Genomic DNA, 19,925 nt, shown 5'->3' with positions numbered 1-19,925 from the left:
ACCGACCCGTCGGTTGACTCAGTTCACGAAGATTCCTCGTCTGGTCGCGGCGGGTAGCCGCCGGTCTACTGCGTGAGAGGGACGGCGCGGGGCAGTCGGGTCAGGCGGTTGACCAACCGCTCCACCTCGGCGTGGGCGGGATCGTCCGGAGGCAGCGCGGTTCGTTGATCGTCAGCGAGGGAGCGCAAAGCGTCGAGGGCTTCACCTGGTGCACCCGACCCCGCCAGCAATGTGGCGATCTCCCGTCGGGTCCCCAAGATCTCCGGGTGCAGCAGGGGGAACACCGTCTTCTGGAGATCGAGCGCGCTGCGAAACTCCCGAAGCGCATCGGAGTTATGCCCCAGTCGGCCAAGGCAGCGGGCGGCCATCACCCGACACACTGCGAGGTCTGCGTCCGGCGCGGGACGGGTCGACGCGAGGATGTCCGCAAGTTCCAAGCAACCGTCGCGGGCAGCATGCAGCTCCTGGGCCTCGAACTGCAGTCGCAGAATGCCAAGACGGCGGGACACGACCTCCGGGTCAGCGGGGCCGAAACGGGGCAGAACCGCGTCGAGATCCCTGCTCAGCAGCTCCAGCGCCTGTGACAACCGTCCTTCCGCAGCCAGGCGTCGGGCGCGCTCGCGCAGGTCACCCGGGTCCACGGGCGTGGATGACCCGGTGCCGGAGGGCGATGACGATCGCCGCGGCCGGGAGGGAGACTGTGCCGCCGGGGGAGAAGCCGGCGCCTGTTCCGGGGAAGGCCTGTGCTCCTGGCCGGGAAAAAGCCTGCCCGGAAGACCGGCCCCGCCCTGCGGAACCCGTGCGGTGACCGAACCGGGTCGCGGAGCTGCCGCGCGGATGGTCCTCGGCACCGCCTGCTCGGCCCAGGGGGCGAGGACGTCCCGGACCTCGGCCGCGTTCGCCAGACGCTCCTCCGGGCGCTTCGCAAGCAGCCGGGAGACCAGATCGCACAGCTCGGCCGGTACGTCCCCGCGCAGCCGATCCAGCGGAACCGGGTCGTCGACGATGTGCTGGACCACCAGCGCCAGTGGCTCGTGGGCGGTGAACGGTGGCCGGCCGCCCAGGATCTCGTACAGCACGCATCCCAGCGCATACAGATCGCTGAGAGGTGTCGCCGCCTGACCCTTGCCCTGCTCGGGCGAGATGAAGCCCGGGGTTCCCGCCACCGTGCCGGCGCCGGTCAGCCGTGGGCCGTCCGGGCCCTGCAGGGCGGTGGCGATGCCGAAGTCGAGAACGCGCACGGTGCCGTCCGCCGTGAGCATGACGTTACGCGGGGTGAGGTCCCGGTGTACGAAGCCGCGGCCGTGGGCCTGCTCCAGCACGGAGCACACCTGGGCGCCCACCGCGGCGGCCCACTCCACGGGGAAGCGGCCGCGCTGAAGCACCAGCCGGTCCAGGGTGTGCCCGTACACGCGCTGCATCACCAGGTAGAGCCGGCTCGCCCGGTGGGTGCCCGCATCGTGAATGACCGGCACGTACGGGTGCTCCAGCTTGGCCATCAGCCGGGCTTCTCGAGTGAAGCGGATGACGGCGGGGTCTTGCGGATCGAGTTGCCGCGGCACCCCGGAGACGGTCGGCGGTGTCAACAGCTTCACCGCCACGGAGCGGTCGAGCCGCTGGTCGTAGGCGGCCCACACCTCACCCATGCCGCCCCTGCCGAGCAGCTCCGCCAGTTCGTAGCGGCCGTCGATCAACTCGCCCGGCGTCATGCGGTAGTCCCTCATCGCCTCTCCCGCACCCCGCTGTGCACCCGGGCCGCCGGCGGTCGCGGAGCGGCCGGGTATCGGAACGGCCGCGTGACGTCCATACCCGCGTCGGGGGTGGAATCCCACGAGACGGTGGGTGCGGACGATGGGACATGGCCAGCCAGGAGGGAGTACACCGAGACGGCGTCGGCGGGGCGCTCGTCGGGGTCCTTGGCGAGGAGCCGAAGGACCAGGTCTTCAAGGCCCGGTGGGATGTCAGGGCGGAAGGCGGTGAGGGCTGGGGGCACGTTCTTCCGGTGCGCCAGCACGACGAGCGCCGGTGTCGGCGCGGTGAACGGGGGTTCCGAAACCAGCATGAAGTGCAGGAGGCAGCCGAGCGAGTACAGATCGGCCCGGTGGTCGACGGAGGAACAGGGACCGCCTGCCTGTTCCGGCGCCCGGTAGTCCGGTGCACCGATGTCTTCCCCCGGCACTGTCAGTCGTGTGGGCATGGCGCCGGGCGCGGTGACCAGACCGAAGTCGATGATCTTCAAGGTGCCATCGGGAGCGACCATGACGTTCTGCGGCTTGAGATCCCTGTGCACGAGACCTGCCGCGTGTACAGCGGACAGCCCGGCAGCGATCTGCGCGCCCGCGGCGGCCGTCGCGTCCACAGTGAGCGGACCGCGCTCCGAAACCAGGTCATCCAGAGTCGCCATGCCCGGAACGAGCTGCATCACCAGATACTGCAGCGCCTTCCACTCACCGGCGTCGTACACGGTCGCGACATGAGGATGGTCGACTCCGGCGAGCGCGGCGGCCTCCCGCCGGAAGCGCCGGACGAGGCGCTGCCGTTCGTCGTGCGAGTCGAGAAGTGCCGGACGGATGAACTTGAGGGCGACCGGCCGCCGCAGGCGCAGGTCGGTGCATTCCCATACTTCGCCCATCGCCCCATGACCGATCGGCGCCAGCAGTTCATAGCGATCGGCAATCCGCTCACCTCGAGGCACTCGACGGCCCCCCAAGCTCTTCTGTAACCCGTACCTACCGCACTGTCACTGCGGGTGAATCGAGGACGATCCTAGGTCAGCCCGGAGCCCCATGAGGCGGAAAGCACGTCATGGGGCTGCGACACGCGACGCGGTGGCGGACCTCAGCCCGGCTGCTTCTCCCACCGCTTGCCCCCGGACACGGACTGTGCAGGGATAGCGAGGGCGAGCTGTTCCCAGTCCGTCTCCTCCGGCTCGGGAGCCGTCTCCGTCCCCGGGGCCGCCCCCGTGTCCGGGTCGGCGTCGGAGACGGAGTCGACGGCGTCGCCCCCGTCACTGCCGTCCTCGCTCTGGGTCGGCAGTACATACTCCTGCGCGAGCCCCGCGAGGTGCAGGGGCAACGGCAGACTGAGCGCGTCCGGCAGATCGGGAGCCTGCCGGAGCTGGTGCACGGCGAGCGCGAGCGCTTCGGGAACGTCGCCGTCGCCGGAGTGGCACCCCAGAACGGCGATCTCCACGAGCCCGGGGTTCCAGGCCGCCTTGTCGGTGTCGATGGTCACCTTGCCCCTGGTGTTGACGCGAGGTGCCAGCTTGTCGGCGGCCACCGACAGCTTGAAGGTGCGGGCCTTGGGCGTCGTGGACCAGAAGACGCGGGCCTTGCCGGGGTCCGCGGTCGGGTCCGCCCACAGATGGGCGGCCAGGCCGTTGGGACCGTCGGGGTTCACCCCCCACCACTGGGCGGTCTCCCGGTTGCGTGCCGTACGTACCCGGACGAGCCGCAGGTCCGGGTCCAGTCGGCGCGCGGGGGCATGGCCGTCGCGGAACTTGTCCGCCACCACGGTGCCGTCCTGGAGCCAGGTCCAGTGCGAGCGCATGTTCTGTGCGTGGGCCAGCAGCATGGTCGGCGTGCCGCGCAGCGTGCGGCGCACCCGCTGGAGCCACTCCTCGGTATCCCTCCGCTGCTGAGCCATGTCGGCCCACCAGGACGGCCGGGCCGCCGGGGCTTCGCCATCGCGCGGTGCGGGCAGGATGTCCTTGGGCACCTCGCACTGCCTGGTCAGCTTCAACAGCATGACCGGGTACGGCACCCAGGCACGCGCCTCGTCGTCCCAGCCCTCCACTCGGGCCAGACCCACACCGGACGAATCGGGAGTGACCAGCACGGCGACGGGCACATGCCCGGCCCACCGGGTGCGGCTGCGACGGTTCTTGCGCACCATCCAAACGGCCGCGTACCGCATGCCGACGGGCAGACGCTCCCCGAGGCTGTGTTCGGGGTGGACCCGCACACCCAGCTGCCGCAGTCCATCGTCCCAGGCCTTCGCCGCGCGGAACTCCTTGTTCTTCTCGCTGTTGTAACCCTTGGCCTTCTTCGGCACGGCCAGGAACTGGGTGAGCACACCGGCGTCCGCGCAGCCCAGTCGCAGCGCGAACTTGGCGTCGTGGTCGGGCGAGGAGAAGTCCTTGGCCCGGTCGATCTCCACGAGGGCGAGCGTGGGCGCGGGCGACGGGATCCCTTCCTCGGTGAGGAAGGCCGTCATCTCCCGGCGCCGGTCGCGGATCGCGGTGGTGACCGCGGCCCGCGAGTGCCGGATGCCCTCGGACAGGGCAAGATCCCGGCCCAGGGAGCGGGAGAGCCTGCGACAGCGCAGCCGCACGGTGAGTTCGGGGGACTGCCACTCCAGGACCACCGTGCCGTCGTAGGCCTCCTCAGACCCCGGCGCGCCGCCGTCGCCCTTCAGATCCAGGTGCGCCACGAGAGCGTTGATCGCGGTGTCCCGCATCACGGGAGTCTGCCAGAGCAACCGCGCCTCGAGCGCGGGCAGCTCACCCGGGGAGAGGTCCTGGGGCAGCTGGCACAGCGCGAACGCCGTGCCGCGCCGCCGAGCCTCCGCGCGCCTGCGCTCCTCCTCGCTCTTCGCCGACTCCTCGGAAGGATCCTGACGGGAGTTGCCGGGCGTGCTGCCCGACAGGCTCGTGCGGACCAGCGCGGGTACCGGCTCCAGCTGCTCCGGAAGGGCCTGCAGGGCCCACTCGACGATCTTCGAGCGCTGATCCGTCATCAGGCCGGCTCCGACTTCGTGCGACCCCATGGCCGTGCTGTACAGGACAGCCGCCCGCATGTCGTCGGTCAGCCAGCCGACCGGGTCGGTGAGGATGGCGTCGGCGTCCGGGAACGACTCGGTGAGGGACATGCTCCGGAGCATTCCGGCCGGTCCGCCGCCGACCCAGTCGTGGCCGTCCCGGCTCCAGGCGAGCCGCGCCACGGCGAACCGGTCGCTCGCCGGCGCGCCAGGCAGCCATGGAACCCGCGGGCGCAGCAGCACCGTGGTCCGGCGGCCGAACGGCAGGTACAACCGTTCCGTCCGCGCGCTCACGCGGGTCGCGTACCGGCGGATGTGAGTGTGCACATGGAAGCGAGGGAGCGGGTCGAAGGGGACCGTCTGCAGCGTGATGTTCAAGACGACGGAGTACCACTCGGAACCCCGGCTGCCCTCGAACTCCAGCGCCTGTGAAACGAGTTCGGCGCCCCGGTCCATCGGGCCGCGCGGCATGGCCCGAAAGCGCAGCCGGCCGCCTGCGAAGTTGTACGGCTCCAAGGCGAGGACCCGCCTGGCCAGCCAGTCGGTGGCCAACTGGAACTGGCGCGGCTCCGGAGCGGCCGTGCCACCGTCGGTGGGCCGCTCGTGGCGCAGCAGCTCCACAGGTACGTCCTCCTGCCACCGGGGAGGTTTCTCCAGCAGCGCCGAGCGGGTCTCGGACAGCAGCGAACGGAACTCGGGCTCCGGGCGCAGGTCCTTCAGCCAGGCGCCGAGGAGTCCCCTGAGCGCCGCGTCGGGCAGTGGATCGGGCACGCCTTCGGGGGCGTACAGCCAGAAGTCTTGGCCCTCCCCGCGGTGGCGGTTGGGGCGGGGCCGCACGAGTACGTCGGGGGCGAGCGTCTGCACGACCTGGTCCATACGGAAGGTGGGCACCGTCTCCAGCGGCTTGTCGCGGCCCGCGTTGCACAGGGCGAGCAGCGCGCCGGTCCACTCCTCGGGGAAGGGCAGCGCGCGGTACCGCTCGACCACCGAGGTGTCGGGGGAGACGGGACGTGCGGCCGCGGTACGGATGCAGTCGTAACGGGGGGCCATGGTCAGGTCCTCTCTGGCGAAGGTCAGGACGTGTGGTGCTCGATGGCGCGCAGTGCCTTGTACAGCGGCGCGTACAACAGCCTGGCGACCGCGGGGTCCGCCGGATCGGGGCAGTCAGGCGGTGGGGAGCCCTCCGTGAAGTAGGGGGCAAGCACGTTTCGCAGCCTGGTCAGCAGGCCGTCGTCCTGCGGAAGCTGCGCCGCCGCCGCGCCGGGGGACAGCAGCTTGGCCGTACGGGGCGCGAACCGAGCGTCCACAAAGACCACACGGGCGGGCACCCCACCGCGCACCAGACGGCCGATGACCTGCCAGATCGTGACCAGTTGGTCCCATGTGAAGGACGTCTTCTCGTGGACGGACAGGCGGGAGTAGATGTACCGGCGGGACAGCAGACGACGCCACTCGGCGCGCGCCACGTGTCGGAATGCGAGCCCGGCCGCGTCCAGATCCGCCGCCGTCGTGACCAGCTTGCTGAAGGTTCCCTGTGCGAGCCCGGGTTCGTCACGGGCGAACCGGGTCGCCCAGTCGTTGATCGCGAACACGGCCAGGGCGAGGTCGTCCGGGCGCGGATGTGGCCGAGCGAGGAACAAGGCCGTGCCGAAAGCTGCGTTGCGCTGCGCGTTGAGAATGTTGTGCCCGCGCTCGACGGCCATCAGCGGGGCCACGAGGATCTCAGCCGTGGGGTCCTGGGCGAACATCGCCAGGTCGCCACGGCGCAGCGCCGTGACCCGGTCTGCCTCCGCCCGGGGCGGTGCCGAGCCCCGTACGGCCTGTTCCAGGTCGGCGTCGTCGGCGGTCAGCACACGGACGCGGCCGTGCCAGCGTTCCATCTCGTGCAGGACCTCCGCCGCGATGTGTGCCTCCTTGTAGCTGCCGACCAGGAGGATCGCCCGTCGTCGGCGACTGTCGACGACCCTGGCGAGCTCCTGCTCCAGCGGGCTCGGGGCGCCGCCCCGGCCGGGGGAGCCGAGCCGGCTGACCATCGCCCGGCAGGCGGCGGGCCGGGCTTTCGGCTCGGTGCCTGACAGGCTCAGGGGGCGGCCCTCGTCGTCGTACAGGAAGTGCGTACTGAATTCCGACGCGCTCACGGCTTCGAGGGACCTTGGGGAGGGCGTCAGGACCGCGCCCACGGGCGCGACCACGTGCGCACGTGTCGAGGTGCCCGCCCAACTGGTTCCGGACATCAGCACGACGTGCGGTCCCCTGCGTCCCCGGCCCGGGTCGGCCCCCACGTTGGGCAGTGTGAGCAGGAGTTCCCGGCCCACGCCCGCGCACCGGAAGAAGCGCAGGGTGCCGCTGTGCCGTCCCTCGCCGTCGTGTTCTCGCTCGTCAGGCAGATACTGGAATCCCAGGACGTTGCCCATCGGTGCTTCCGGTACCAGCGGGGCGTAGTCGAGCGGCGGACGGCGGGACAGCTCGTTGCCGGTCGAGTCCAGGTGCAGGGCCGCCTCGACCTGGGGCCAGAGGAAGACCAGCCGGTCGAGACGCTGGTGCAGGGCGCTGAGGAGCAGCATGAACTCAAGGCGGCCGGCGGTCAGATCGAGCCAGGCCCCGTCCTGGGTCCGGGCAGCAGCGGGAGTGCCCGCGAGCAGTGGGCGCAGCACGGCGAGGACGCGTTCGCGCGTGTCAGAAGTGGACAACGTGGTCAGCAAGTCCTGAGCCAGGCGCACCAATTCGTCGGTCAGGCTGCCGTACGGGCCACGTCCACCCAGGGGATCGTCGCGAAAGTTGTCGAAGTGCTCGGTCAGTTCGGCACGGTGGGCATCCACTTCCGGTCCGTCCGACTCGAGCTCCGGAGCCTCGTCCTCGTATGCCTCGTACAGCTCCGATTCGTCAGAGACGCCGTCCGGGGGCCCGGATTCGGGGTCCTGTGTGAACCAGGAGCCGAGCAGCTTCTCCTGAAGGGTCCAGGGGCTGAAGTACTCGATGTCGGCCCACTCGCGCAGGTCCGCGTCGGAGATCAGGAGCTTGTACAGGCGGTCGGTGGCGGCATGGACCACCGTCAGTGAGGCCGACCAGCGCTCGACCTCCTGGTCGGTGAGCGGCAGCCGCCCCTGCCGGCACAGTTCCTCGATGCGGTGAGTTTGCACCTGGTCCAGCCAGGACTCGGGGCCGGGAGAGACAAGGGTCGCGGAGGGTGCGAAGATCTCGTCCAATTTCATCTGTACCGAGTCGGCCTCGTCCACGACGATGATGTCACTGCGCAAGCAGGCCAGTTCCAGGTGGCGCAGCCGCTCGTCACCCAGGTGGCGCGGCACGGCCGACTGCACAAGACTCGCCGGGTTGGCCACCCAGATCAGGGAGTCGACCAGCTCCCGGGCCGTACGGTGACGCGGGCACACGTACCACAGGGGGCACCCGTGCGGGGCTCCCTTCACCTCCGCCGGACGCTCGTCCCCGCTCGAAGGGTGACGCTGCCCCGGTCGGTACGGCTCAGGCAGGGCGCCAGGGTCCGCGCCGGCGTCCTGCGTGCGCTTCTTCTCCGGATAGAGAGAGGCGCACGGCGCGTCCGCGAACCGTAGGGGGCGTGCCGCCTCGGTACCGCGCAGGGCGTCCACCACGCACACCGTGCTCAGGTGGTCGAAGCCCGGGTCGTCGTGATCCAGAAGGTTGTGCACGCCGCGGGAGGCGAGCCGCCGGTGCAGTCGCTGAACATGGGTTTCCCGCGTGGTGAGCCCCAGCACCGGCGTGGCGGGCAGCCCCAGATCGCGGAACAGAGCGGTGAGCCGCAGCTGTTCGGCCACGTCGCCGACGAGGAGTGTGGTGCGCAGCGCCGGCGTCCGGCGGGCACCCCAGACCGCGAGCAGGGTCATCAGGGTTGACTTGCCCGCACCGACCATGCCGGCCAGGTGCAGCAGTCCGACGAGCCGGAGGTCGCCCTCCTTGGAGAAGCCCAGCCCGTCCGCGTCGCGCGGAAAGATGTGCAGCTCGGCGAGACGGTCCGCCCAGTGGCCAGGATTCTCCACTTCGTTCGCCTGCTCGGTGGCGTCCATCCATCGCGCCGTATCGAGGAGTTCGGTCCGGCCGATCGTGAGCGGCTGCCCCTTACCCGGCCGCCCCGCCTCCGGGGCGTGGCCGGGAACGGGGTCGGGACGTAGCTCCTTGGGCAGCGTCACCGAGGTGGGACGGCCCCTGTCGACGAAGGTGGCGCGGCCGGGCGGAGCGAGGGGCAGAGCCTTGCGGGCCAGCGGAGGCAGCGCCGCGAGGGCGGCGTCATACACGACGAATCGGTCCGACGCGACGGCTGGCTCGCGCCGCCGAGCGGGCCGGTCGAGCGCGGCGACCTCGTAGGCCCGCAGCCGGTCCGGCAGACATCGGTAGGTCTCCAGAGTACGCTCCCACGCACGACCGCGGCGCAGGTGCCACAGCAGGTGGCGGCCCGCGAGCAGCATGACCTCGTGCTGGAGGGTGGGCACGTGTCCCCGGGCGCCGGCGAAATCGTATCCGGCGAACAGGACGTAAGCACCGCGGGCGGGTTCGTCCGGTGCGATGTGCTCCAGGATCCGCAAGGCCAGCTCCGCCTGGCACAGCAGGCTGGGCTTCACGTCGCCGAGTTCGGCGGGCACCTCGTCCCACAAACGGGCGAGCTCCCTGCTGACCGGATGATGCCAGCTGTCGCGGTCACGCATCGCCGGTCTCCTCCTCACACATGGTTCTGCCGGTGTGTTCCAGCCGGTCCTGGGCGCGGGCGAGCAGTTGGGTGTCGGTGAGCAACGGAACTCGGCGGGCGGTGACCGGACGGTTCCGCTCATACGTGGCGATATAGCCCGGTCGGTCGTCGACACGGTCCTGCGGCACCACCCAGAACGCCTCGTCGTACCGGGGCTCCTGGGGCACGGGCCTGGCGGCCCGCCCCAGGAACGCCGGATGGGCCCAGTCCTTCACGTCCACCGCCCACACCCAGCCGTCCGGAAAGGTGACGTGTACGTCATAGGCGTCATACGCAGGCCACATCCTCACCTTCAGCCCGAGCGCGGTGAGCCGTCCTTCCAATCGGGTCTCCGCCCGTCCGGGGCCGGTCACGAACTGGCGCAACGGCCGGGCAAGCTGAAGCAGTTCACCGGCCTCCTCCTTCGGGATGCGACGTCCCACCGGCGGTCGGCCCCTGCGGCGGCAACGGTCCCGCTCGCACCACCAGCCACCGTCGGGCAGCGGGGTCAGCAGGGTGAGACACCGGCCGCAGGTCGCGTAGACGCCACTGCGGAGATAGCTGTCCGGGACGGGGAGGTAGATGCGGCTCAGCAATTCCTTCACCGGGTCCAGCACGTGGTCCATCGACACGGCCCATTCCTCGGCCGTGGTGAGGACGGGCCGGGTGACCAGGAGCCGCCGGAACTCGGTGTACGCATCCTCCTCGCCGTACTCGCGGCACAGGCGCAGTGCTGCGCGGATGATCTCACGGTCGTAGAGGACCAGTGCGCTGTCCGAGAACTGCTCCGCCCACTCGTAGCACAGCTCGGTAGGGCGTGAGGAGTCCGGGTCGAGCAGCAGGTCTTCCGGTCCGGCCGCCTCGGCCGGCAGGCCCACCGGCCAGTCCGCCACCGGTCGCTCGCGGCACCAGGACAGCAGGTCCGGAAGGCTGACCGGAGGCTCGGCCCCGCGCTCCAGGCAGGCCAGCACCGTCCGGTCGAGGGCGCGCTGGACCTCGGACGGATAGGGCAAGGTGAAGGCTTCGGGGCCGGTGGCCGCGTCGAGCACCGTCAGAGCGGTGGCGAGTGCGCGCATGAGGGGAATACCGCGGTGTGCGGACCAGTCGGTGTCGTGTGGTGGTACTGCGTTGTCGGTCGTGGTCACGGTGCCTCCAGGTGCGCCCGGCCGGCCGCGCAGTGTCTGAGCACGTCACAGACTGCACAATGGCTGCCGGGCGTGGGTGCGTAGGTCTCGTCCACCGCCCAGGGGCCGGCGAGCGCGGCGATGACGCGGCGTGCTTCCGACAAGGTGTCGGGATCGCCGGGATCGATCTCCTCACAGCGCGACCTGCCGGTTCCTTCCGCGTCCAGGTACAGGACCTCCAGCTCGATCAGCGACCGACGCGGATCACCGCCGGGTACTCCGGCCGACATCATCAGCACTGCGAAGGCGAGCTGCGGATACGTCTCCAGCAATGCGCGGCCTTCCCAGGGGGGTTTCGCAGCCGTCTTCGTCTCGTGCCAAACCCAGCCTCCGGAGCGGGTGTACAAGAGGTCGGGGTCCGCGATCAGGACGACGTCCAGCTCGGGGTCGTACATGGTCAGGCGCGGCTGTATCCGTACGACCTCGTCGGACGGCAGGCCGTCGAGGGGGCAGGCCCGCTGGTGCTCCATGAGCAGGGTGAGGGCGGTCGGCAGTTCGGAGGGGGAGAGGCCGGGAAGGACATCCGGGAGGGGTACCGTGCGGCAGCATCCGTCCTCGTGACGGAGGTTGAGCCACTGGTCGACCGCACGTCCCCTGCGGACCGGCTCGCTCTCCGGATCCCCTGACTTCAGGTGCAGCGCGCGGGTGAGGTGGAACTGCGCCGGGCAGCGGGCATGGACGCGCAGGTCGCTGGCGGACACGGAGCGACGAATGCGGGGGCGGCGTGGCCCAGGGACCCCGAGGACACCGGGGGCGCGGGGCGGCTGCTCGCAGCCGACCAGGCCTTCACAGCGCGTGCAACTGGAACCGGGGTTGAGCCGGCCGTCCTCGATCACCCGGCGCAGCACGGGCTGGGCGTCTTCCACGAACCGCCTCTCGACCTCGGCGGTGTCCCAGTCGGCCAGCACCTCGTGCTCGCCGCTGCCGCAGCCGACGCCTACGACCCGGACCCGCTGCGGGTGGACGGTGCTGCCCGGTGCCGGACGGAAGATGTCGTGGAAGGCCGACTGGGAGGGGATGCCCGTTGCCGCCACGGCAGCCGCCTCCGTGATCTCGGCGGGCGGGCGGTCCCCCTTGAGGGAATTCACGGACAGGAGCCACAGCTCGCGTTCAGTCCCGTCGGCGGACGCGTACCGCCGTCCCCACGCCGTGCGCTCGTAGCGGATCGCCCCGCGGGTGTCCGGACTCTCGATCTGGGTGATGGCCGTCCACTGGGCGCGCACCGGCAGGGTCGGCGGGCGCCCGAGAAGGTGCCGCTCCGCCTCGCGCGCCGTGCGCGCCAGCAGGTAGGACCGAACGGCTGATTCGACCCAACTGGAGTGGCCCGTATGGTACTTCTGGTTCCTCAGAATTCGCGCCAAGGAGCTGTCGACGTCCTCTCCCTCGTGCTCGACCGAGTCCAGGACGCTCATCACCGGTCCGAGAGCGAAGTCCTCGACGGGCTTGCCCCGCGGCCGCGGCGGAACCTGACGGAGCAGTGCCCTGGCTCGCAGGGCGTTGCCGCGCGGGCATTCCTGAGGGTCCTCGCGGAGCAACGGCAGCGAAGTGCGGATGAGCCGGATGTCTCCGTTCGTTCCGGGCGGAGGCAGAGGGAGCGACACGATGCACCCCTTACGGGCGTGGTGAGACGAGAGCGCCAACACACTCAGGGAAGCGTATGTTTGTGAACTCAGTCAAGCGATTGACTCGATGTGTCCCGTGAACCGCTATTGTGTGGCTGACACCATGTCATGAACAGCCGGGGGTGAGGCGTGGAAGCCGGGGAAGTCCTCGACGGCCGCTACCGAATCGATGAGGCGCTCGACCAGGGCGGCATGGGCACCATCTGGGCGGCCACCGACCTGGGGACCGGGCAGACGGTCGCCGTCAAGGTGTTGCGGCTCGATGCATACACACAGGGCCGATTCACCCCGGCAGAGCGCACGCGACGCCGAATCGAGCTGCTGAAGCGGTTCGAACGTGAAGGTGTCATCCTCGAGGAGCTGAAGCACCCCGGGATCCCCCGCCTGCTGCACCGTGGCTACCGCGGTGAAGAGCCCTACCTCGTGATGGAATACGTCGAAGGGATCAGCCTGCGCGAATTCCTGGACGTGCGCCGGCCGTTCCCGTTCGATGCCGCCATCGCCGTCGCGGTCCAGATCGCCGAGGCCCTTGGGCACGCGCACATGAACGGCGTGGTGCACCGCGACCTGAAACCGGGCAACATGGTCATCGCCTCCGCGGACGGAGCGGTGAAGCTGCTCGACTTCGGTATCGCCCACCTCACCGACCCTGACGCGACCCGTTACACCGCCCTCGGCGCGACGCCGGGCAGCGTGGGGTACATGGCCCCGGAGCAGCTGCGGGGCCAGCAGGACATCTCTGCCTCGGTGGACCTCTACGCGTTCGGTTGTGTGCTGTTCGAACTCCTCACCGGAGAAAAGCCCTTCGAGGACAAGCCCGACCGGAACAAGGACACCCAGCACCTCGAGGACCTGCCGCCGCGCCTGCGGAGCATCAATGTCGGGATCCCGGAGGAACTGGACGACCTCGGCTGGGACCTCCTCGCCAAGGCCCCGGCGGACCGCCCCAAGTCCATCGACGAAGTGCTGGACGTGCTCGGCGACTTCCTTCCGAAGCCGGGCGACCCGGCCCCGGATCCGGAACTGGATCCGGACCCGACCGCTCGCTATCGCCTCGCGGACGGCTCGCTGACGGGCGCAGCGAGCACCCCGCTCACCCCCCGTGCCACAGCACGACGTCCGGTCCGCCGCCGCGGTGGGTGGCTGGGGCGCAACCAGTTCGCCGGACGCGTCGCGCAGGCCCGGGCGGAACTGCTCGCCGATGGTCCCGGCGACCGCTGCGCCGAGCTCTTCGACCTGCTGCCCAAGGCGGCGTCGGACTGGGGCGCGCGGGAGCCGATCGTCCTGGAGGGGCGACTGGTGTGTGCCGACGCCGCCCGGCTGGATGGTCGTACGGGTGAGGCGAAAGAGCAGTACCAGCTCGTGGCCGAGAACGGAGAGCCGTCGGACCCTCTGGTCCTGGAAGGCCGCCTCGGGGTTGCCGAGTGCCTCATGCCCGAGGGTGACTTCACCGGCGCGCTCGGCGGCTGGCGCGCAGTGGTGCACAGCCTGTCGCTCGTCGCCGTACCGGATTCCGGCCGGCTGACGAGCCGCTGCCGTGAGGTCGCGGTGGAATTGGCCGAGTCTGGCTACGAAGCGGAGGTGTCCGACCTCCTCGCCTGGCTGCCCGAGGCGTAGCCGGTCAGTCCCGCGGAAGGTGCCCCGCGGCCAGCAGGTCCCCCAGCGCCCGGCTCAGCTCGCCGCCCACGGTCTTCATATCGGTGAGTTCTCGTTCGAAGACGGCGATCTTCCGGTAGACCTCCCCGTACTGCCGCTGCTCCTCCAGTGAGAGCCTCGGGACGTGCAGACGCCTGACGTCGATGCGTGACGTGGTGGACGCGTGCGTGCCGGCCCTGTGCACATTGGCGGGGGCGCGCAAGCAGCCGGACAGGAACCACGGGTCGAGGACCGCGGGATTTACCCTGAGCGCCGAGAGCTGGGGCCCCAGGACGGACGGGGCGTCGCTTTCCACCCGTACGTCGAAGGCCCGGGCCAGCACCGAGACGATGACGTCCTGGGGCGCCGTGACCGTGAGTGAGCCATCCTGCTCACCTGCCGCGACGGCCGACGCGGGAAGCCACAGTTGCGCCTGACCGGACAGCGGCGTCCCCGTGAGGACGCGCGTCTCGTCCTCCTGGCGTTCCCCGCGGCGCACCAGCGACTCCGGCAGCCCCTGCCCGGTCCGGATCTCCAGGGCACCGGCTCGTTCCAGCTCGCCGACGCTGATGAGCGGAACCGTCTCGTCACCGTCCGCGGGTATGAGTGCCGACAGGGCGTCGGCGGCTTCGCGGACTTCCCCCATGTGTGAGTCGAACCGTGTCCAGAGGCGCCTGAGATCGACGATGGTTGCGGCTCGTGTCCTCGGAACACGCCGCGCAGGTGTGAGGTCCACCTGATCGTCCAGCAGGTCGACCACGGGCACTGAGACGCTTCCCAGCATGCTTGTGCCGCCGAGGACTCCTACTACCTGCTCTGCCACAGCGGACCAGTCGACGCCGGCGCTGTCGACGGACACGGGACGAGTGGCGTGTGTGGTGTCCACGAACGTGAGTTCTCTGCCGTCCGCACCGCCCCGACCGGGGACACCGTCCGCGTGCAGGATCCACAAATGCAGTCCGACACCGTAAGGCGGGGCGACACCAGGCGGCAGAGCGATCACTGTCCGGAGCACTCCGGACCGCAGGAGACCGGCTCTGATCCGCCGACCCGCGCGGCGGGCCGCCACTGCGGGCGGCAAGACGAGAACTGCGACGCCACCAGGAGCCAGAGCTGCTGCGGCATGTTGAACCCAGGCGAGTTCTGGCTCGGTACGCGGTGGCTGCCCGTACACCCAACGCGGGTCTGTGGCGAGCTCCGCGTGACCCCAGTCGCGCTCGTTCGACGGCGGGTTGGAAAGGATCACATCGGCCTGCGTTCCGAGATGGGCATCGCCCCGCAGCGTGTCACCCGCAGCCAACGAGACGTTGGACAGGTCACGCTCGGCGAACCCGTCCACGGAGAGGCGAGCTTTGGCCAGCTCCACGAGAACCGGGTCGCTGTCCTGACCGAGGAAACGCAGTCTCGTCGCACGGCCAGCATCCCACTGCCGGCCGGCTGCGATGAGCAATGTTCCCGTCCCGCACGCGGGATCCAACACGCTCCGGACCGGCCCGGGGTGGTTCATGGCCGCCGCCTGGGCCATGAGCTGGGCCAGCTGTACCGGTGTAGTCGTGATCTGTCGCACGTGTGTCCGGAGCCATCGGTCGAGAAGGAGTTCGAAGGTCTTGGCCTCCTCGTCCGGCTGAGCCAGTTCGAGAGTGCGCTCCAGCAGGCGGGTCTGACGCTGGTCAAGGCGCGGCCCCCCGGCGGGGCCGGCGGTTTCGACGCCACTCTGCCGGAGTCCTACCCGGGCCACCAGCAGGCCCGTCGTCTCCCGGTCGCCCAGGGATTCGTATTCCGGCCAGAGCCGGTCGAGCGGGTTGAGCGCCGTCTTGAGTTTGTTCTCCCGCCTGAGCCACTCCTCGACCTGCGGAAGCGAGAATTGCGGGCTCGTGTCGGTGCCGCCGACGGGAGAGGGAAAGCTGTCATACCGTCGCCGCCAATTGCTGACGGCGGCGCGCCCGACGCCCGCGAGGCGCGCGATCTCCGCCAGGGTGACGACAACCGGGGGGGACCCTGAGGTCTTGGACATGATCTCCTCCGGAGCTCGTGGCAGCCTCGCGCCCAGTGATTCCGTGAGCACCTGCGTTTGAGGGACGCATTGTTTGACTGAGTTTACGCACATGTTAGGGCCCGGACTTTGCATCTCGCGTGGTTGTCAGTTCGAGACGTCGGTCCCTCCGACCGCCTTCCCATGCCGGGCAGGTGACAGAGACAGCAGGGTTACCGCTTGCCTCCCTCAGTCGCCTTGGTGTCGCGTCCTAGTCCACTCCGCGCACGTTTTACGGGCGAAGGTTGCTTGAAACGAGACCGATACATGAGTCGTTCGCGGCGGCCGGGCCTTGGCGGCCTCAGCCGGGGAACGGGCCGTTGGCCGTGGGGTGGAGGATGCGAAGGCCCGGCGCTCGGTGAGTCTGCCTGCCGCTGAGTGGAGCCGTCCCCGCGCGCCGCCCTGGTCGTCGTGATCCGGCGCCGCGGCTCCGGCTCCCCGGACGGGGCAGCCCGCCGTACCCCCGTCCACCACCCGGTGGACCCCAGGTTCAACCAGTCGCTGCTGTCGGTGTCGTAGCGTCCGCCAAGAGCATGGTCGGCATGAAGAATCTCCCTGTGCGTATGGCTGGTTGGAGTGCGGCGCACCCCTGGCGGGGGATCGTCGGCTGGCTGGTGTTCGTCGTGTTGTGTCTCGGGGTCGGTATCGCCGTCGGCACCAACGCGGCGACCACCGAGGACTTCCGGATCGGTGAGGCGGGGCGGGGTGAGGCGATCGCCGCCGAGGGCGGGTTGCAGCAGCGGCCCGTCGAACACGTCCTGATCACCGCAAAGCCCGGCGGCGGACGGCTCGACACCGCTGACGCCGACGCGGCCGCCGCCGACATCACCGCCCTGATGCGGAGGCTTCCGGAGGTCCGGTCCGTCGCGGAACCGGTGCGGGACGCGCGGCACACCGCCGTACGGGTCACCGTCACCCTCAACGGGCCCGAGCTGGACGGCAAGAAGCACGTCGAGCCGCTGCTCGCGCAAACCGCCGCCGTGCAGAAGGCCCACCCCGGGCTGCGGATCGAGGAGACCGGCTCGCCCTCCATCAGCAAGGGCGTCGAGAAGCTGCGCGGCGACGACCTCTCGCGCACCGAGGTCATCGCCCTGCCGGTCACCCTGATCACCCTGCTGCTCGTCTTCAGCTCCATCGCCATGGCCCTCGTACCGCTGCTGCTCGCCCTGTCCTCGATCGTGGCGGCCGTGGGTCTGTCGATGGTGGCCTCGCACGTCTTCCCCGACGCGGGCGTCGGCACCAACATCATCCTGCTGATCGGCCTCGCCGTCGGCGTCGACTACACCCTCTTCTACCTCAAGCGGGAACGGGAGGAACGCGCCCGTGGCGGTGGCCGGCTCGGCCCGCGGGCCGTCGTGGAGATCGCCGCCGCCACCTCCGGCCGTGCCGTGGTCCTCTCCGGGCTCGCCGTCGCCGTCTCCAGCGCCACCCTCTACCTCGCCGACGACATCATCTTCTCCTCCATCGCCACCGGCGCGATCGTCGTCACCCTCGTCGCCGTCGTCAGCTCCCTGACCGTCCTGCCCGCGCTGCTCGCCAAGATGGGCATGCGGGCGGAGCGCCGGGCCGAGCGGCGGGCCGCGCGCGGGCTCGCGCCGAGGAAGCAGCGGGCGTACCGGACCGGGCCCGGGCGGTTCACCGCCGCCGTGCTGCGGCCCGTCGCCAAGCGGCCCGCCGCCACCCTCCTGGTCACGGTCCTCGCGCTGCTCGCCCTGGCCGCCCCGGTCCTCGGCCTGAAACTCACCGACATGGGCCGCGAGACCCACTCCCGTTCCATCGTTGCCATGCGGGTCTACGACCGGCTCAACACGGCCTTCCCCGAGCTGAAGTCCATGCACCAGGTCGTCGTACGCGCCGACGCCGGCCGTTCCGCCGAGGTCACCGCCGCCCTGCGCGCCCTCGCCGCCGACGTCAAGGAAGACCCGCGCCTGAGCGGCACCTCCGCCCTGACCACCTCGTCCGACCGGCGGATCAGCATGCTCCAGCTCCAAGTCCCGCACGACGTCAGCACGGACGCGGCCCAGTCCTCCCTCGAGGACATCCGCGAGCGCTACGTCCCCGAGACCGTCGGCAGGGTCCCGGGCGCCGAGACCGCCGTGACCGGAGACGTCGCCCGCTACGCCGACTACCCGACCCACCAGGAACAGAAGCTGCCGCTCATCATCGGCGCCCTCCTCCTGGTCACCTTCGTCATGACCGTCCGGGCGTTCCGCTCCGTCGTCCTCGGCCTGGTCGGCGTCGTCCTCAACCTGCTGTCCGCCGCCGCCTCGCTCGGCATCCTGGTCCTGGTCTTCCAGCACACCTGGGCCGAGGGCCTGGTCGACTTCACCTCCACCGGATCGATCGGCTCCCGCGTCCCGCTGTTCCTCTTCGTGATCCTGTTCGGCCTGTCCATGGACTACCAGGTCTTCGTGATCAGCCGCATCAGGGAGGTCGCGCTGCGCGGAGTCCCCACCCGCAAGGCCGTCATCGACGGCATCGGCAGCTCGGCCGGCGTGGTCACCAGCGCCGCCGTCGTCATGGTCACCGTCTTCGCCAGCTTCGCCGCCCTGCACCTGATCGAGATGAAGCAGATCGGCTTCAGCCTCGCCGTCGCCGTCCTGCTGGACGCCTTCGTCATCCGTATGCTGGTCCTGCCCTCTCTGATGCTCCTGCTCGGCGAGGCCAACTGGTGGCCCTCCCGGGGCGTGCGCCGCGCCCGCGCCACCGCCGCCGACCCCACGGCCCGCCCGCTGGAGCCGGTGGACTGACCACCACCGCCGATAGGATTCCGAACACCCTTACGGATGAGGTGAGTCAGCGTGGCCCACGGGCAGCAGCAGCCGAGCGACCGGCTCACCCCGGACCGGATCCGGCTGGGGAACACGGTGGTCTGGGTCCTGTTCGGCCTGCTGCCGACGGCCGGCGGCGTGCTCGACCGGTCGCCGGCCCGCAAGGGCTGGATGTTCGGCCTGCTCGCCCTGATCGCGCTGTGCCACGCCCTCACCCTCGCCCGACCGCGCACCCGCCTCCTGAACCGCCGGGCCTACCTGGGCCTCCTCGCCCTCGCCCTCGGCGGCAGCTCGTACCTCCTCGACGGCGGGGCCGCCTTCTACGTCGTGTCCCTGCCGCAGTTCTGGCTCTGCACCCGCACACCCCGCGAGGCGGTCGCGCTCAGCGGCGGCGCCGCCGCCCTCACCGTGTTCGGCGGCACGCTCGGCCAGGGCTGGAGCCCCCAATTCCTCACCGGCAACACGGTGTTCACCCTCGCCGCCTACGCCATCGGCACCGGCCTCGGCCTGTGGATCCATCGCTTCGTCGGCCAGAGCAACGAGCGGCAGGAGCTACTGACCGCCGAACTCGCCCTCACCCAGGAGGAACTGGCCCTCGCCCACCAGCGCCAGGGCGCCGCCGAGGAACGCGAGCGGATGGCCCGGGAGATCCACGACACGCTCGCCCAGGGCTTCGCCTCCATCGTCGTACTCGCCGAAGCCGCGCGCGCCGCCCTCACCTCCGACCCCGGGCGCAGCGCCCAGCAGCTCGCGTCCATCGAGCAGACCGCGCGGGAGAACCTCACCGAGGCCCGGGTGCTCGTCGGCTCCGTCCCGGTGAGCGGCGTCGCGGCCGGCTCGGTGGCCACCACCCTGCGCCGCACCCTGGACCGCTTCGCCCAGGACACCGGCGTCACCGTCACCGCCGAACTGCCCGACATCGACCTCGACCAGCGCACCCGCGTCGCCCTGCTGCGCTGCACCCAGGAATCCCTCGCCAACGTGCGCAAACACTCCGGTGCCGCCACCGTCGGCGTCGTCCTCAGCGAAGTTCCCGGCGGCGTCGAGCTGGAGATCACCGACGACGGCAAGGGCTTCGTCGTCGCGGAGTCCCGCGGCTTCGGACTCGACGGCATGCGCCGGCGCCTCGCCGAACTCGACGGCGAACTCACCGTCACCAGCTCCCTCGGGGACGGCACCCGCATCCTCGCCACCCTGCCCACACCCGCCCAGGGCTGAGACCCC

At 70.5% G+C, this 19,925-nt stretch carries 11 protein-coding genes; 4 read left to right on the top strand and 7 right to left on the bottom strand.

Annotated features, from left to right (window positions below; translation table 11 throughout):
• Window positions 1–65: 65 nt before the first annotated feature.
• From HB370_RS13010 to HB370_RS12985, 6 genes are all read right to left on the bottom strand, one after another.
• Complete coding sequence (locus tag HB370_RS13010) at window positions 66–1,724, bottom strand: serine/threonine-protein kinase (protein WP_051816070.1); 1,659 nt, start codon at window positions 1,722–1,724, stop codon at window positions 66–68.
• Window positions 1,721–2,695 (bottom strand): serine/threonine-protein kinase, encoded by a 975-nt coding sequence (locus tag HB370_RS13005; RefSeq protein WP_063766442.1) that lies wholly within the window; start codon window positions 2,693–2,695, stop codon window positions 1,721–1,723. Before HB370_RS13005 ends, HB370_RS13010 begins: the two co-directional genes overlap by 4 nt.
• A gap of 143 nt (window positions 2,696–2,838) precedes the next feature.
• Window positions 2,839–5,808 carry a DUF3962 domain-containing protein gene (locus HB370_RS13000; protein ID WP_051816072.1) on the bottom strand — a complete coding sequence of 990 codons (2,970 nt, stop codon included), beginning with the start codon at window positions 5,806–5,808 and terminating at the stop codon, window positions 2,839–2,841.
• A 23-nt stretch (window positions 5,809–5,831) separates the two neighbouring features.
• On the bottom strand, window positions 5,832–9,437 hold the full coding sequence (locus HB370_RS12995; RefSeq protein ID WP_030789851.1) for a hypothetical protein: 3,606 nt from the start codon (window positions 9,435–9,437) through the stop codon (window positions 5,832–5,834).
• The gene (locus HB370_RS12990) at window positions 9,430–10,602 is read right to left on the bottom strand and encodes a hypothetical protein (RefSeq protein ID WP_244405506.1); all 1,173 of its coding nucleotides are present in this window, start codon (window positions 10,600–10,602) and stop codon (window positions 9,430–9,432) included. The genes HB370_RS12995 and HB370_RS12990 overlap by 8 nt, the downstream gene beginning before the upstream one ends.
• A complete protein-coding gene (locus tag HB370_RS12985; protein WP_063766444.1) occupies window positions 10,599–12,242 on the bottom strand; it encodes a PD-(D/E)XK nuclease family protein in 1,644 nt (547 codons plus the stop codon). Before HB370_RS12985 ends, HB370_RS12990 begins: the two co-directional genes overlap by 4 nt.
• 150 nt (window positions 12,243–12,392) lie before the next feature.
• On the opposite strand from HB370_RS12985, the gene HB370_RS12980 reads away from it, so the two are divergent.
• Window positions 12,393–13,880 carry a serine/threonine-protein kinase gene (locus HB370_RS12980; protein WP_051816075.1) on the top strand — a complete coding sequence of 496 codons (1,488 nt, stop codon included), beginning with the start codon at window positions 12,393–12,395 and terminating at the stop codon, window positions 13,878–13,880.
• Between the two features lie 4 nt (window positions 13,881–13,884).
• On the opposite strand, the gene HB370_RS12975 is transcribed toward HB370_RS12980, so the two are convergent.
• Entirely contained in the window at window positions 13,885–15,912 is a 2,028-nt protein-coding gene (locus HB370_RS12975; protein WP_030789862.1) for an N-6 DNA methylase, read from the bottom strand.
• A gap of 396 nt (window positions 15,913–16,308) precedes the next feature.
• Between HB370_RS12975 and HB370_RS12970 the strand changes: the two genes are divergently transcribed.
• From HB370_RS12970 to HB370_RS12960, 3 genes are read left to right on the top strand one after another with little or no spacing between them, the layout of a single operon-like run.
• Window positions 16,309–16,449, top strand: a complete 141-nt coding sequence (locus HB370_RS12970) for a hypothetical protein (protein WP_157855637.1) — start codon at window positions 16,309–16,311, stop codon at window positions 16,447–16,449.
• Between the two features lie 23 nt (window positions 16,450–16,472).
• Window positions 16,473–18,680: an MMPL family transporter gene (locus HB370_RS12965; protein ID WP_037702775.1), complete on the top strand. Its 2,208-nt coding sequence runs from the start codon at window positions 16,473–16,475 to the stop codon at window positions 18,678–18,680.
• Between the two features lie 51 nt (window positions 18,681–18,731).
• A complete protein-coding gene (locus HB370_RS12960) occupies window positions 18,732–19,919 on the top strand; it encodes a sensor histidine kinase (protein WP_030789869.1) in 1,188 nt (395 codons plus the stop codon).
• Window positions 19,920–19,925: the final 6 nt, after the last annotated feature.

It is taken from the genome of Streptomyces sp. DSM 40868 (genome assembly GCF_011820545.1).
Lineage (GTDB): Bacteria > Actinomycetota > Actinomycetes > Streptomycetales > Streptomycetaceae > Streptomyces > Streptomyces eurythermus.
The sequence above is the reverse complement of the archived record's forward strand: the minus strand, read 5'-3'. Positions and strand labels throughout refer to the sequence as shown.